13 protein-coding genes are annotated in these 13,612 nt (G+C 56.7%); 4 read left to right on the top strand and 9 right to left on the bottom strand.

The features are described 5' to 3' along the window. Nucleotides 1-90 precede the first annotated feature (90 nt). The 4 genes from hisG to ACFPLB_RS11840 all read right to left on the bottom strand — a co-directional run bounded on the left by hisG (nucleotide 91) and on the right by ACFPLB_RS11840 (nucleotide 4,215). Nucleotides 91-807 carry an ATP phosphoribosyltransferase gene (hisG, locus tag ACFPLB_RS11855; protein ID WP_378229848.1) on the bottom strand — a complete coding sequence of 239 codons (717 nt, stop codon included), beginning with the start codon at nucleotides 805-807 and terminating at the stop codon, nucleotides 91-93. Beyond that, nucleotides 804-1,922: an ATP phosphoribosyltransferase regulatory subunit gene (locus ACFPLB_RS11850; protein WP_378229846.1), complete on the bottom strand. Its 1,119-nt coding sequence runs from the start codon at nucleotides 1,920-1,922 to the stop codon at nucleotides 804-806. Before ACFPLB_RS11850 ends, hisG begins: the two co-directional genes overlap by 4 nt. A 46-nt stretch (nucleotides 1,923-1,968) precedes the next feature. Next, nucleotides 1,969-3,474, bottom strand: a complete 1,506-nt coding sequence (hisS, locus tag ACFPLB_RS11845; protein WP_378229844.1) for a histidine--tRNA ligase — start codon at nucleotides 3,472-3,474, stop codon at nucleotides 1,969-1,971. A 105-nt stretch (nucleotides 3,475-3,579) separates the two neighbouring features. Continuing rightward, nucleotides 3,580-4,215 carry a DNA-3-methyladenine glycosylase I gene (locus ACFPLB_RS11840; protein ID WP_378229842.1) on the bottom strand — a complete coding sequence of 212 codons (636 nt, stop codon included), beginning with the start codon at nucleotides 4,213-4,215 and terminating at the stop codon, nucleotides 3,580-3,582. Nucleotides 4,216-4,406: 191 nt separating this feature from the next. Here ACFPLB_RS11840 and ACFPLB_RS11835 point away from each other — a divergent pair, with 191 nt between their 5' ends. Beyond that, nucleotides 4,407-5,180: a L,D-transpeptidase family protein gene (locus ACFPLB_RS11835; protein WP_378229840.1), complete on the top strand. Its 774-nt coding sequence runs from the start codon at nucleotides 4,407-4,409 to the stop codon at nucleotides 5,178-5,180. Between the two features lie 105 nt (nucleotides 5,181-5,285). Here ACFPLB_RS11835 and glcF read toward each other — a convergent pair whose 3' ends face one another. Genes glcF through ACFPLB_RS11820 form a run of 3 tightly spaced genes read right to left on the bottom strand, consistent with a single transcriptional unit; the run spans nucleotide 5,286 to nucleotide 9,326 of the window. Then, entirely contained in the window at nucleotides 5,286-6,587 is a 1,302-nt protein-coding gene (gene glcF, locus ACFPLB_RS11830) for a glycolate oxidase subunit GlcF (RefSeq protein WP_378229838.1), read from the bottom strand. A 3-nt stretch (nucleotides 6,588-6,590) separates the two neighbouring features. Continuing rightward, entirely contained in the window at nucleotides 6,591-7,826 is a 1,236-nt protein-coding gene (glcE, locus tag ACFPLB_RS11825) for a glycolate oxidase subunit GlcE (protein WP_378229836.1), read from the bottom strand. Between the two features lie 3 nt (nucleotides 7,827-7,829). Next, nucleotides 7,830-9,326: an FAD-linked oxidase C-terminal domain-containing protein gene (locus ACFPLB_RS11820; RefSeq protein WP_378229834.1), complete on the bottom strand. Its 1,497-nt coding sequence runs from the start codon at nucleotides 9,324-9,326 to the stop codon at nucleotides 7,830-7,832. A gap of 203 nt (nucleotides 9,327-9,529) precedes the next feature. Here ACFPLB_RS11820 and ACFPLB_RS11815 point away from each other — a divergent pair, with 203 nt between their 5' ends. Beyond that, the gene (locus tag ACFPLB_RS11815) at nucleotides 9,530-10,333 is read left to right on the top strand and encodes an FCD domain-containing protein (RefSeq protein WP_378229832.1); all 804 of its coding nucleotides are present in this window, start codon (nucleotides 9,530-9,532) and stop codon (nucleotides 10,331-10,333) included. After that, nucleotides 10,330-11,469: an alpha-hydroxy acid oxidase gene (locus ACFPLB_RS11810; RefSeq protein WP_378229830.1), complete on the top strand. Its 1,140-nt coding sequence runs from the start codon at nucleotides 10,330-10,332 to the stop codon at nucleotides 11,467-11,469. Before ACFPLB_RS11815 ends, ACFPLB_RS11810 begins: the two co-directional genes overlap by 4 nt. An 18-nt stretch (nucleotides 11,470-11,487) precedes the next feature. Here ACFPLB_RS11810 and ACFPLB_RS11805 read toward each other — a convergent pair whose 3' ends face one another. Both ACFPLB_RS11805 and ACFPLB_RS11800 read right to left on the bottom strand, forming a co-directional pair. Next, complete coding sequence (locus tag ACFPLB_RS11805) at nucleotides 11,488-11,628, bottom strand: hypothetical protein (protein WP_378229828.1); 141 nt, start codon at nucleotides 11,626-11,628, stop codon at nucleotides 11,488-11,490. 159 nt (nucleotides 11,629-11,787) lie between these two features. Next, nucleotides 11,788-12,495 carry a type 1 glutamine amidotransferase gene (locus tag ACFPLB_RS11800; RefSeq protein ID WP_378229826.1) on the bottom strand — a complete coding sequence of 236 codons (708 nt, stop codon included), beginning with the start codon at nucleotides 12,493-12,495 and terminating at the stop codon, nucleotides 11,788-11,790. Nucleotides 12,496-12,603: 108 nt separating this feature from the next. Here ACFPLB_RS11800 and ACFPLB_RS11795 point away from each other — a divergent pair, with 108 nt between their 5' ends. Next, nucleotides 12,604-13,338, top strand: coding sequence for a 16S rRNA (uracil(1498)-N(3))-methyltransferase (locus tag ACFPLB_RS11795; RefSeq protein ID WP_378229824.1), 735 nt, complete (start codon nucleotides 12,604-12,606; stop codon nucleotides 13,336-13,338). Nucleotides 13,339-13,612 lie beyond the last annotated feature (274 nt).

The raw sequence follows: 13,612 nt of genomic DNA, 5'->3' as shown, positions 1-13,612 counted from the left end.
ACAGGTCCTTCCAGATTGGGTAAAATACCGTAAATATCGACAAGTCTTTAGGGTCAGGACCTGTTAATTTGATCAGAACGGCGCAATGACTCAGGCGGAAAGCGGCTGTGCAAGTGCTGAAGAAACGGCCTGCGCAATCTGGCGAATCAGTTCCTCATCTTCTGCTGTGCGCGTCTTGCGCGAGGCCACCAGACTGGCCTGTGAGCGCAAAATGACCCCATCGCCCAGAATTTTCAGATGATTGGCGTTCAAGGTTGAGCCGGTCGAGGTGATATCGACAATAATATCAGCAGAACCAGCGGCGGGCGCGCCTTCCGTTGCGCCCAGACTTTCAACGATGCGATAGACCTGAATGCCGTGTTTGCCGGAAAAGAACTGCTGTGTCAGCCGCCAATATTTGGTAGCTATACGCAATCGTCTGCCATGGCGCTGGCGAAAATCAGCCGCCACATCATCCAGATCGGCCATGGTCTCGACATCGAGCCACATATCAGGCACCGCCACCACCACATCGGCATGACCAAAGCCAAGGCGGACCAGAATTTCAGCGCGCTCATCCCAGTCGGCGAGATTTTCACGCACCAGATCCTCGCCCGTTATACCAAGATCAACACCCCCGCTGCCGATCTCGCCTGAAATTTCGGAAGCCGACATGAACACGACCTCAATATCCTCACGCCCCTCAATATGGGCGTGATAGCGGCGCTCATCATCGGGCAGGCTGACGGCAAGACCAGCGCGCGCCAGCACGTCCAGTGTTTTTTCCTTCAAGCGTCCCTTGGAAGGGATAGCCAGCATCACGCTCATGGCTGTGTCTCCCGCAACGCTTCCACCCGGTCGAGCCAGACAGAAAAGCCGACACCGGGAATGGGGTCTTGCGCCCCCAAAAGGGTCAGCAGCCTGTCATAGCGGCCACCACCGGCCAGCGGCAGAGCGCCCCCAACACCAATCTCGAAAACCAGTCCCGTATAATAATCAAGCGGACGGCCAAAGGCGGCATCATAACGAATGGCATCACAAGCCAGCCCATGGGCGGCAATGGCTTCAGTGCGTTCAGCAAACAGATCAAGAGCACCCCCCAGTTCCAGCCCGGCAGTGCTTGCAAAATCACGCAATGCAGAACTTGCCTGTGAAAGCGGTGTATCAATGGCAAGAAAGGTCTTGAGCGCGGCAAAGGCATCGTCAGACAGGCGCACACTGCGCAATTGCACCTTTTCAATCACCCGGCGGGCAATTTCAGCCGGTGTGCGACCACCCGAAAGCGGCAAGCCCGCCTGCTGCATGCCACTGGCAATATGGGCGCTTAGTCCTTCAACATCGCCATCCACCGCCATCAGCGCTACCGGCCCGGCCAACTGGCCATTGCGCGGCGGATTGGCCAGATCGGCAAGCGCTGTCTCCAGCATGGTGTGCGAGCCAAACGCCCGCGCCAGCCGCATACGCCAGCCTCGCGGCAACCCCAGCGAAGCCAGCACCGCCTCAAACACCGACTGATCGCCAAGCGTGACTTCAAGGGCTGCATCAGGCACCGCCTGTGCCAGCAATTGATGCGCATCAACCACCAGCTGCGCATCGGCAGCAGCCACATCCGTCTCGCCCAGATCCTCAATACCGGCTTGCAAAAACTCATTGGCCCCATCACGGCGCTGGCGAAACACTTCGCCCAGATAGCCATAGCGACGCGGCGTGCCCGACTGGCTGGCAATATGATCCAGACAGACGGGAATGGTAAATTCCGGCCGCAGGCACAGGGCCTGACCCGTCTCATTTTCAGTCAGAAAAATGCGGCGGCGCAGATCTTCTCCGGCAATATCCAGAAATGGATCGGCCGGTTGCAAAATGCCGACATTGACCAGATCGACCTTGCGGGCCGCAAACAATGCTTTTACTTCACCAGCCAGAGAAGAAGCGCGCTTTGTCATGGTCGCCCCAATTCCTGACCTGCCTGCTTGCCGCACTTATCAAGGCTCATTGGTTTTCCCTGTCAGCGGCCTGCGCAGCCAGGATTTTCTTCACCTCGGCCACCAGATCAGCTTCCGGGACAGTGACCTGCGCCGGGCGCGCTGCCCGCCACTGCGCATTATCGGAAATTTCAGCCGACAGACGCGCGCCCTCGATCAGATCCTTGATCTGGACCTCGCTTTGGGCCCGCTCATCGCCGCCTTGAATGACCACAATCGGACAGCCGCGCCGGTCGGCATATCTCAACTGCGCCTTCATGCCCGCCCCGCCCAGATAAAGCTCGGCCCGAATGCCAGCTTTGCGCAAATCCGACACCATTTTTTGATAGCGGCCAAGGCTTTCCACATCCTTGTCCATGACCAGCACCACCACCGGCTGCACGACATCTGACACATCAAGCTTGCCAAGGTTTTTCAGCGCCGTCATCAGCCGTGAAACGCCGATGGAAAACCCCGTTGCCGGTACCGGCTCGCCACGAAAACGTGACACCAACCCGTCATAACGGCCACCGCCGCCAACCGAACCGAAGCGTACGATCTGGCCATCCTCATTGGGAATTTCAGCCAGCAATTCGGCCTCATAAACGGGGCCCGTATAATATTCGAGGCCGCGCACGACAGACGGATCAATCTTGACCCTTCCATCATCATAACCGGCAGCAGCAATCATGGCGCCAATATCGGCAAGCTCCTGCACACCCTGTTCGCCCTGACTTGCGCCTGCAACAGCACCGCTCATGGCAGACAGAGCGCTTGTCAGATCCTCACCCGTGGAAGAGGTCAAAAGCAGCACACGCTTGATTTGCGCATCATCCAGCCCGGCCCCCTTGGTGAAATCGCCGCTTTCATCCAGCCGCCCCTTGCCCAGCAGATCGCGCACACCGTCTGTGCCCACCTTGTCGAGCTTATCGACGGCGCGCAGCACGGTCAGACGACGCCCGGCATTGTCCTCACCACCAAGACCGATGGCTTCCAGAACACCATCCAGCACCTTGCGATTGTTGACGCGAATGACGTAATCGCCACGCGCAATGCCCAGCGCCTCCATCACATCGGCCATCATCATGGCCATTTCAGCATCTGCCGCGATGCCGGGTGTGCCCACCGTATCGGCATCAAACTGCATGAACTGGCGAAAACGCCCCGGACCCGGCTTTTCATTGCGAAACACCCAGCCAGAGCGATAAGAGCGGAACGGCTTTGGCAGGCGCTCATAATTTTCAGCAACAAAACGCGCCATCGGTGCGGTCAGATCATAACGCAGCGACAGCCATTGCTCGTCATCATCCTGAAAGGAAAACACACCTTCATTGGGGCGATCCTGATCGGGCAGAAATTTACCCAGCGCATCCGTATATTCAATCAGCGGCTGGTCAGCAGGCTCGAAACCATAGAGTTCAAAAACCGCACGGATTCTTGCCACCATGCGCTCCACGGCCCTGATGTCTTCCGGGCTGCGATCGACAAAGCCGCGCGGCAGGCGTGGTTTCATCTTTTCCGGTCGTTCGGCCATGGCGGATACTCTGCGGTTCGGGCATAAAATAACAAGCAGTGCGCTTTCATCGCACCGTGCGCTGTCCTAACCGATGCCGCCCCCGGCAGCAAGGGCAGGAAGCAATCAGACGGGCCGTTTGAAGCAAGCGCGCTCGGCCTCGACTTCGGCACGACAAGTACAGCCTTCGATATGGTCATTGACCATGCCCATGGCCTGCATGAAGGCATAGATTGTAGTGGGCCCGACAAAACTCCAGCCGCGTTTTTTCAGATCCTTCGAGATTTGGGTGGAAATGGTAGTTGTGGGGTTGGCACGCAAATGGGCATAATCCACCCGTGCTGGCCGCTCCTGTGCGGAAGGTTCAAATTTCCAGAACCATGCAGCCAGAGAACCCGCCTCATCAGCCAGTTCACGTGCGCGGCGCGCATTGTTGATGGTTGAGACAATCTTGCCGCGATGGCGCACAATACCGGCATTGCCAAGCAGGCGCTCCACATCAGCTTCATCAAACTGCGCGACCCGTTCAAAGTCAAAACCGGCAAAAGCTTCGCGGAAATTTTCACGCTTGCGCAATATGGTCAGCCACGACAAGCCGGATTGAAAACCCTCAAGACAGATTTTTTCAAACAGGCGCTGATCATCTGCGACCGGACGGCCCCATTCATGGTCATGATAATGCAGATAATCGGGCAGATTGCCATGCCAGTAACAGCGATCGACGCCATCGTCACCAGTGAGGATGCCGTTATTTTGGTCCATGCAAATTGTCCATTCATGCAAGGGTCAGGAGTTTTACCAGCTTTTTACCAGATTCCTGAACCGCCGGATAACCATACTGGTAATTTTACCGACAAAACGACCGGCACTGTAGCGGTCATTCACGTTTTGGTTGTTTCCCCACCCACAGGATTGCCTCACAACCAGAAAGCCTGTTTTAAAGAGTTCGTCACATGAAACGACTTTTCTTCCTGATCACCTGCCTTGCCGGTGCGCTCGCCATGGGCCTGTCTCCGGCACTGGCCAACAGCCGCTATAGCGAGCGCCCGCCGGTTCGGGTCAGTCCCGACCTTGCCGCCCCCTGGCTTTTGCAACTGGGCCATTCGCCAAACAAGGTTCAGCGCGCAGCACCAGCACAAAAACGCGCCCAAAAACCTGTAGCACGCCAGCGTGCCGTTCAGGCGCGGCCAGCCCGCACACAACAGACGCAAGCCACAGCACCGGTGCAAAAAAAGCAGGTGTCTCAAAAACGCACCAAGCGCCCGCAAATCAACCCCGCCTATCTGCCGCAAATCGTCAATTATGGCAGCAAGCACAAGCCGGGCACTGTTGTCATCGATACGCGCGACAATTTTCTTTATCTTGTCGAAAAAAACGGCAAGGCGCGCCGCTATGGTGTGGGCACCGGCAAGCCGGGCTTTGAATGGGCAGGCACCCACAAGGTGACACGCAAGGCCGAATGGCCGGATTGGCGCCCACCCGCCCAGATGATCGCCCGCGAGAAAGCCAAGGGCCGCCATTTGCCGAATTTCGTGGCAGGCGGCATTGAAAATCCGCTGGGTGCACGCGCGCTATATCTGGGCTCCACGCTCTATCGCATCCACGGCACCAACCAGCCATGGACCATCGGCGCAGCCGTCTCTTCAGGCTGTATCCGTATGCGCAATGAGGATGTGGTCGATCTTTATGGCCGTGTGCCGGTTGGCGCGACGGTTATTGTCATGTAAAAGCATTCTTCAACAACGGGGGACGGGCCGTGTCGGGGGGACGTGGCCAGTCACGAAAAAGGCAGCCGGGCAAAAGCCGCGCTGCCTTTTTTGTTGCAATTATATTTATTGCAGTTTTTGGGGCCTTGGCCCCCCATAGGCCCAATCCAGCAGTTCAATGGTATGCACCACGGGTATTTTTGCCCCCGAAGCAATCTGGGTGATGCAGCCAATATTGCCTGTGGCAACCAGTTCAGCTTCTGTTGCCACAATGTTTTTCACCTTGCGATCACGCAGGCTGGCCGAAATTTCCGGCTGCAAGATATTATAGGTGCCAGCCGAGCCGCAGCATAAATGCCCTTCGCGTGGCTCCTTCACCACAAAACCTGCTTTTACCAGCAATGATTTGGGCTGGCGGGTGATCTTCTGGCCATGCTGCAGGGAACAGGCCGAATGATAGGCCACCACAATTCCTGGTTTCAGCACTGGTTCCGGCAGGTCAAGCATATCCAGATATTCGGTAATGTCTTTTGCCAGTTCTGACACTTTTGCCGCCTTGTCGGCATAGGCAGGATCAAGCCGCAGCATATAGCCATAATCCTTGATCGTGGTGCCGCAACCGGAAGCAGTGATGATGATGGCATCCAGCCCGCCCTCATCAATCTGGCGCGCCCACGCATCGACATTGCGCCGGGCAAAACCGAGCGCCTCATCTTCACGGCCTATATGATGGACAAGCGCCCCGCAACAGCCTTCACCGGGCGGTATCACCACCTCGATATCCAGCCGGTTTAAAAGTGAAATGGTCGCCTCATTGATGCCGGGCTCCAGCACCGGCTGAGCACAGCCGGTGAGAATTGCAACCCGGCCTCGCCCTTGCCCTCGACCCTGATGCACCCCCGACTGCGCGATTACCGACGGGCGCGGAACACTTGCAGGCGCAAGTTTCAACATTGCCGCCAGCGGCTTTAATGCAGCACTTTTTTCAAACAGGCCGGCAAAAGGCTTGCCCAGCCTTGCCAGTTTCAGTGCTGCGCGAAACCGGCCCGGATAAGGCAGCACCATAGCCAAAAGCGAGCGGATTATCCGGTCTGCCAACGGGCGTTTATACGTCTGCTCGATATGGGCGCGGGCATGATCGACCAGATGCATATAATGCACCCCGGACGGACAGGTGGTCATGCAGGAAAGACACGACAGGCAGCGGTCAATATGGGTGACGATCTCAGGATCAGCCGCCCGGCCTGCCTCCAGCATATCCTTGATCAGATAGATGCGCCCACGCGGACTGTCCAACTCATTGCCAAGCGTCACATAAGTGGGACAAGTTGCAGTACAAAAGCCACAATGCACACATTTGCGGATAATTTTTTCCGATTCCGCCACTTGCGGATCGGCAAGTTGCTCAGGTGTGAAGTGCGTTTGCATTGGTCAGGCTGCTTTCTTTGAAGCCATGCCGGACGGAACCATCCGCCCCGGATTGAGGATATGCTTTGGATCAAACTCGGCCTTTAACCGCGCCGACAGGGCGGCAAGCGCCTGTGGCTGCGGCTGGAATGTGGCAATGGTGGCGCGCTGTTTTGCAGTTGCCCGCACCAGCGTGGCATGGCCACCACCATGTTTTTCAACCAGTGAACGCACAAGTTCAGCTTCCGGTTCACCGGCGGCCATGGCAAGCCAGATCAATCCGCCCTGCCAGTCATACAAGGCCTCAACTGCGGCCTGCATCCGCAGCGCCATCACCATATTATGGCCATCCGCTGGCGGCATGGAAATGCGCCAGACCGGCAGGTCCGGCACGGCGGCAAAGGGCTGACAATCGCGCACATCCCGCCAAAGTGCACGTGAGGCTTCGGCCTGCGCTTCCTGCATCGGCCCGGCTTTTTCCAGCAATTTCCGCAAAAGCCGCACCCGGTAGGCAACAGACGGGCCAAACCCTTCAACACGCAGCAAGGTGGCCGGATCACTGCCCAGCGCGCCACCCGCCACACGGCTTATGGCCGGATAAGGCAGATGGGCTGCCCCCGACACTTCCGCACTGGACCCCAGCGCCAGCGCCATGGCCGCAATTGCTGCATCATCGAGCAAGCCGTCAATGATCAGCGTGGTTTCGGTTTCAGCACGAGGCAGCACCTTGAAGGTAACATCTGTAACCACCGCCAGCGTGCCCCAACTGCCAGCCATCAGCTTGGAAAGATCATAGCCGGTCACATTCTTGACCACACGCCCCCCGGATTTGAACGCCTCGCCACGCCCCGAAACCGCATGAATGCCCAGAATATGGTCACGCGTCGCCCCTGCCTTCAGGCGGCGCGGGCCGCTCAGATTGGCGCCCAATACACCCCCGATAGTGCCTTGCCCTGGTTTTTGCCCCAAAAGCGGGCCGTAATCCATCGGCTCAAAAGCAAGCTCCTGACCTTTTTCTGCAAGCGTCGCCTGAATTTCCAGCAATGGCGTTCCGGCTTTTGCCGACAAGACCAGTTCTTCCGGCTCATAAAGCGTGATGCCGGAAAGGCCGGACAAATCAAGCCTATTTGAAGCCTCAACCACACCACCTATGGCGCGCTTGGAACCATGGCCGATGATTTCCAAGGGCTGTTCTTCAGACACAGCCCATTGAACGGCCTGCAAGACGCCTTCAGCAGAAGCGGGTTTGAACAGGGTCATTTTTCAAAACCTGGGAATATCCGGGAACGGCATCTGGCCGCGATGAATATGCATACGGCCAAGTTCAGCGCAGCGGCGCAGTTGCGGAAACATCTTGCCCGGATTGAGCAGATGACCCGGATCAAAAGCGCATTTGACCCGCATTTGCTGGTCAAGATCGGCTTGCGTAAACATTTCCGGCATCAGGTCGCGCTTTTCCACACCCACCCCGTGCTCGCCGGTCAGCACACCACCAACCTTGACGCATAACCGCAATATGTCAGCCCCGAAGGATTCGGCCTTGTCCAATTCACCCGGCACATTGGCGTCATACAGGATCAGCGGATGCAGATTGCCGTCGCCCGCATGAAAAACATTGGCGACGCGCAGACCATAATGTTCAGACAATTGCCGCATTCCAGCCAGAACTCGCGGCAGTTCTTTACGCGGAATGGTGCCATCCATGCAGTAATAATCAGGCGAAATGCGCCCCACCGCCGGAAATGCCGCCTTGCGCCCGGCCCAGAAGGTCAGCCGCTCCTCTTCATTTTGCGAGATGCGGCAGGAGGTAGAGCCATTATTGAGCGCAATCTTTTCCACCTTGCCGATCAGATGATCGACTTCCACCGCCGGTCCGTCCAGTTCGACAATCAAAAGCGCTTCGCAATCGAGCGGATAGCCAGCCTGAACAAAATCCTCCGCCGCATGGATGGCGGGCAGATCCATCATCTCCATGCCGCCGGGAATAATGCCTGCGCCGATAATATCAGCGACACATTGGCCGCCCTGCTCATTGGTGGGAAAGCCGATCAGCAAGGCGCGCGCTATTTCAGGCTTTTGCAGGATGCGCACCGTTACTTCAGTAACCACCCCCAGCAACCCTTCCGAGCCGGTCATGACGCCCAAAAGATCATACCCCTCAGCATCAAGATGCTTGCCGCCAAGGCGCACCACCTCGCCATTCATCAGCACCATTTCAATGCCTAAAAGATTATTGGCGGTCAGCCCATATTTCAGGCAGTGCACACCGCCGGAATTTTCCGCCACATTGCCGCCGATCGAGCAGGCAATCTGCGAGGAAGGATCAGGCGCATAATAAAAACCTTCCGCCTCAACCGCATGGGTGATGCCCAGATTGGTGACCCCCGGCTGCGCAGTCACGGCACGATTGGGGTAATCAATTCCTAAAATGCGGCTAAAGCGGCTCATGACCAGAAGGACGCCATCTTCCAGCGGCAGCGCGCCGCCCGACAAGGAGGTGCCAGCGCCACGCGGCACCACACGGATATTGCGTTCATGGCAATATTTCAGGATGCGCGACACCTGAGAAGTTGTTTGCGGCAACACCACCACCAGCGGCAACTGGCGATAGGCCGTCAGCCCGTCACTTTCAAAGGCGCGCATTTGATTGACGGCATCGACAACCCCTTCACCCGGCACGATCATACGCAGATCAGCGACGATTTCAGCACGACGGGCAAGGGTTGCCGCATCGGGCGCGGGCATGACAAGGCTGGACATCAGGCAGAACCTCCTCCACTGGTCAACTCTGTTTACCTGTGAGTGGTCGCCCCTGTAAATCCGGTATTTTGCAAAATCAGATTACGTATAATTCTACACCCTAAACGACAGGTCGCACACTGGATAAATAATTTGACCAGTTTTGATGCTTGCAGCTATATCTGCGCTCTCCATGCCGCCCCGTGCTGCCGATGAGCTATGAATTGACAGAGATTTTCACCCGAATTGAGCCATCACGCACTGCCGATGAGGTGGCCCAGCAAATCGAGAGCCTCATACTGGAAGGGGTTTTGCGCACCGGCGATCAATTGCCCGGCGAACGCGAACTGGCGCGCCAATTTGACGTTTCACGCCCCATTTTGCGCGATGCCCTCAAGGCGCTGGAAGCGCGCGGCCTGCTGGTCACCCGTCATGGCGGCGGCACATTCATTGCCGACATTATCGGACAGGTCTTTTCAAAGCCGGTCATTGAGCTGATTTCCAGCCATCCCAAGGCGATTGCCGACTATCTGGAATATCGGCGCGAGATTGAAGGCGTGGCGGCTGAATATGCAGCGCAACGCGCAACAGCCGACGATCTTGCCCTGCTTGACGCCATCATGGCGCGTATGGATGAAGCCCATCAGGCAAATGATTTTGAGGCCGAGGCCAGAGTCGATGTCGAGTTCCACCACGCAGTAAGCGAATGTGCACATAACATCATCCTGCTGCATACGCTGCGCTCCTGTTACCGGCTTTTGTCAGAAGACGTGTTTCAGAACCGGCTGATGATCTTTACCCTGCCGGGCGCGCGCGAAGCTCTGCTTCAACAGCACCATGCCATCCATGCCGCCATCATGGCAAAAGACCCTGAAGCCGCACGCAAGGCAGCCATGGACCATATTGACTATATTGAAGAGGCCAGCACCCGGGCGCAACGGGTGGGCGACTGGCGGCGCATTGCAAAAATGAGACGCCAGCAGCGCTCGGACGCGCGCGACACTGACAAAACCGGACCAGAAACATGACCGAACCGCTGACAATCAACGATCTTAAAAACAGGGCGCAACGACGTGTGCCGAAAATGTTTTTCGACTATGCCGATTCCGGCTCATGGACAGAGACAACCTACCGCGCCAATGAAGCGGATTTTGCCGACATCAAGCTGCGCCAACGGGTTTTGGTTGACATGACCAACCGGTCGCTGAAATCAACCATGCTGGGCGAAGAGGTGGCCATGCCTGTGGCGCTCGCCCCCACCGGCATGACCGGCATGCAGCACGCCAATGGCGAAATGCTGGCGGCGCAAGCTGCCGAAGAATTTGGCGTACCTTTCACGCTTTCAACCATGAGCATCTGCTCCATTGAAGACGTGGCTTCTGCTACAAAAAAACCCTTCTGGTTCCAGCTTTATGTGATGCGCGACCGGGGTTTTGTGGAAAGCCTTCTTGAGCGCGCCAAGGCTGCAAAATGCTCTGCACTGGTGCTGACCCTTGATTTGCAGGTTCTGGGCCAGCGCCACAAGGATATACGCAACGGTCTGTCAGCCCCGCCCAAATTCACGCCAAAGCATGTCTGGCAAATGGCGACACGCCCCGCCTGGTGCATGGGCATGCTGGGCACAAAGCGCCGCAGCTTTGGCAACATTGTCGGCCATGTCAAAGGCGTTGGCGATTTGTCATCGCTGGCGTCATGGACCGCGGACCAGTTCGACCCGCAGCTTTCATGGGATGATGTGGAATGGATCCGGCAACGCTGGGGCGGCAAGCTGATCCTGAAAGGCATCATGGACAGCAAGGACGCTGAAATCGCCGCAAAGACCGGGGCCGACGCACTCATTGTTTCCAATCATGGCGGGCGTCAGCTTGATGGCGCGCCCTCGTCCATTTCGGTTGTGGAAGAGATTGCCGATACTGTTGGCGAGCGCATCGAGGTCTTTATGGATGGCGGCATCCGCTCCGGGCAGGATGTGCTCAAGGCGCTATGCCTTGGCGCCAAAGGCGTCTTTATCGGCAGGCCATTCCTTTACGGCCTGGGCGCTGGCGGCAGACAAGGCGTGTCAAAGGCGCTCGATATTATCGCCAAAGAGCTGGACACAACCATGGCGCTGTGTGGGCGACGCGATATCCGCACCGCCGACAAATCCATGCTCTACCGCAAATAACGCAAGGTAAGCAATGTTTCAGTCCAGCGCGCTGGTCACACCATAGCCGTCAACAGGGGTGTGGCCGCTCGACGCATCGGCGGCATAAATGCCAACCCCGCCCATGACGAGACCAGAAAGCATGGCGAAGGTTAAAAGAACGGCTCTGGCTGAAGTCATGACAGTTGGTGTTTTCCGGTCACTTTGCATGAAGTTGATTGATTTTGGCTAGAGTATTTTGCAGTCAGATGGAATCATCTGACGTCGTACAAATGCTTTAAACTTTTGTTTTACGCATGTCTTTATCTCGAAACTGGCTCCCGGTTCGAGAGACAGGCTTTAGCCTGCACCAACCGTCGCCACCCAGTTGCGGGCAATGGCAAGCCCTGTCTTGTCAGCTTCTGCAGCTTTGCCAGCCAGTTCCTGTTCAAGACGCTGCGGCCAGTCGGGGCTGATTTTTTCAATGAGCGGGGCAAAGTCCGCACTCCACTGCCGCACCAGTTGCGCATCAGCCTCGAAATGAAACTGAAACCCATAAGCGGCGCGACCAACCCGAAACGCCTGATTTTTGACAGCCGCACTGCCAGCCAACCGGGTTGCCTGTTCCGGCAGGGTGAAACTGTCATCATGCCACTGGAAGATTGAAAATTCTTCCGGCAGATCAGCAAATACGGCGTCGCCTTTTGCAGTCTCGGTCAGTTCAATTTCTGTCCAGCCAAACTCCCTTGCCCCGCCAATCCGGTTTTTCCCTCCAAAAGCACGGGCCAGAAGCTGGCTGCCAAGGCAGATACCGGCAATGGCCCGGTCTTTTTTCTCAAAGTCGCGGATCAGATTAAGCAAAGCCGGGAAATAGGGGCACACATCATCAGCCATCGCATTTTGCGCACCGCCCAGAACCACCAGCCCGTCATGACCATCGGCATTTTGCGGCAGGGCATCGCCCAGATAAGGGCGGCGTATATCAACCGTACCACCCGCCAGCCCGATAGCAACACCCATCTGGCCAAGGCCGGTGCCCTCATAGTTTTCAACAACCAGTATCTGCATTACTTTTCACCCGCAAGACAAGCTGGCCCGTGCGATACCATGCACATACAGGTCCGCCAAGCCGTCTCACCGCTTGACGCACTGCACTGACTGCCGCATCAGTTGGCCATGCGCGCCAACTACAAATTACAAAGACTATTTGTGCCAGACGACCTTGCCGCTGGCCATGAGATCGAGGTCAATGCGCAACAGAGCCATTATCTGGCCCATGTGCTGCGGCTTGGCCAAGGGGCAGAACTTCTGCTGTTTAACGGGCGCGATGGTGAATGGCTCGCAGCCATTTCCAAAATTGCAAAAAAGACGGTGCGGCTTGCTGTAGAGAAGCTGCAACGCCCCCAGCCTGCGCCATCTGATCTCGTCTATTGCTTTGCCCCATTAAAACGTGAGCGGCTCGACTATCTGGTGCAAAAAGCCGTGGAAATGGGAGCTGGTATTCTGCAACCGGTTATCACCCAACATACGCAGGTTACAAAACCCGGCCTTGAGCGACTGCGCGCCAATATCATTGAAGCGGCTGAACAATGCGGCATATTGACTGTTCCGGAACTGCGCGACACAATGCGGCTGGAGCCTCTGTTAGGCCAATGGGATGCCAGCCGGCGGCTGATCTTTTGCGATGAGGCTGCAGCCACGCATAATCCCATTGCGGCCCTGAGCGCCATTACCGAACGCAGGCTGGCCCTGCTGGTCGGGCCGGAAGGTGGTTTTTCCGATAAAGAACGCCACATGCTGCGCGTTTTGCCCTTTGTCAGCGCCATTCCGTTGGGCTCACGCATCCTGCGCGCCGATACGGCAGCCGTTGCCGCACTTGCCGTCATTCAGGCAACAATTGGCGACTGGTAATCGGCACGCCGACAACACATCACAGGCTCAACTTCATCTGGCATGAAATCTCGTTGAAGTCTGGCGCTATAATTCTTACTTGATCGCCACGGTCATATCGGCCAACTAAAGCCTGTCTCCCAAAGCCTTACGAACCGGTTTTTGGATAAAGACATATGTAAAAATAAGAACTTGAAGCGAATGGCAATCTTCCGGATTCGCATTCCACGCTTTAAGTTCCTGTCTCAGCCGCATTTATGCGACGCCAGATCCTGTGATCTTGCAGCAAAATGCT

It is taken from the genome of Aquamicrobium segne, assembly GCF_042656785.1.
Lineage (GTDB): Bacteria > Pseudomonadota > Alphaproteobacteria > Rhizobiales > Rhizobiaceae > Mesorhizobium > Mesorhizobium segne.
This window is presented reverse-complemented; position numbering and strand designations above follow the sequence as displayed.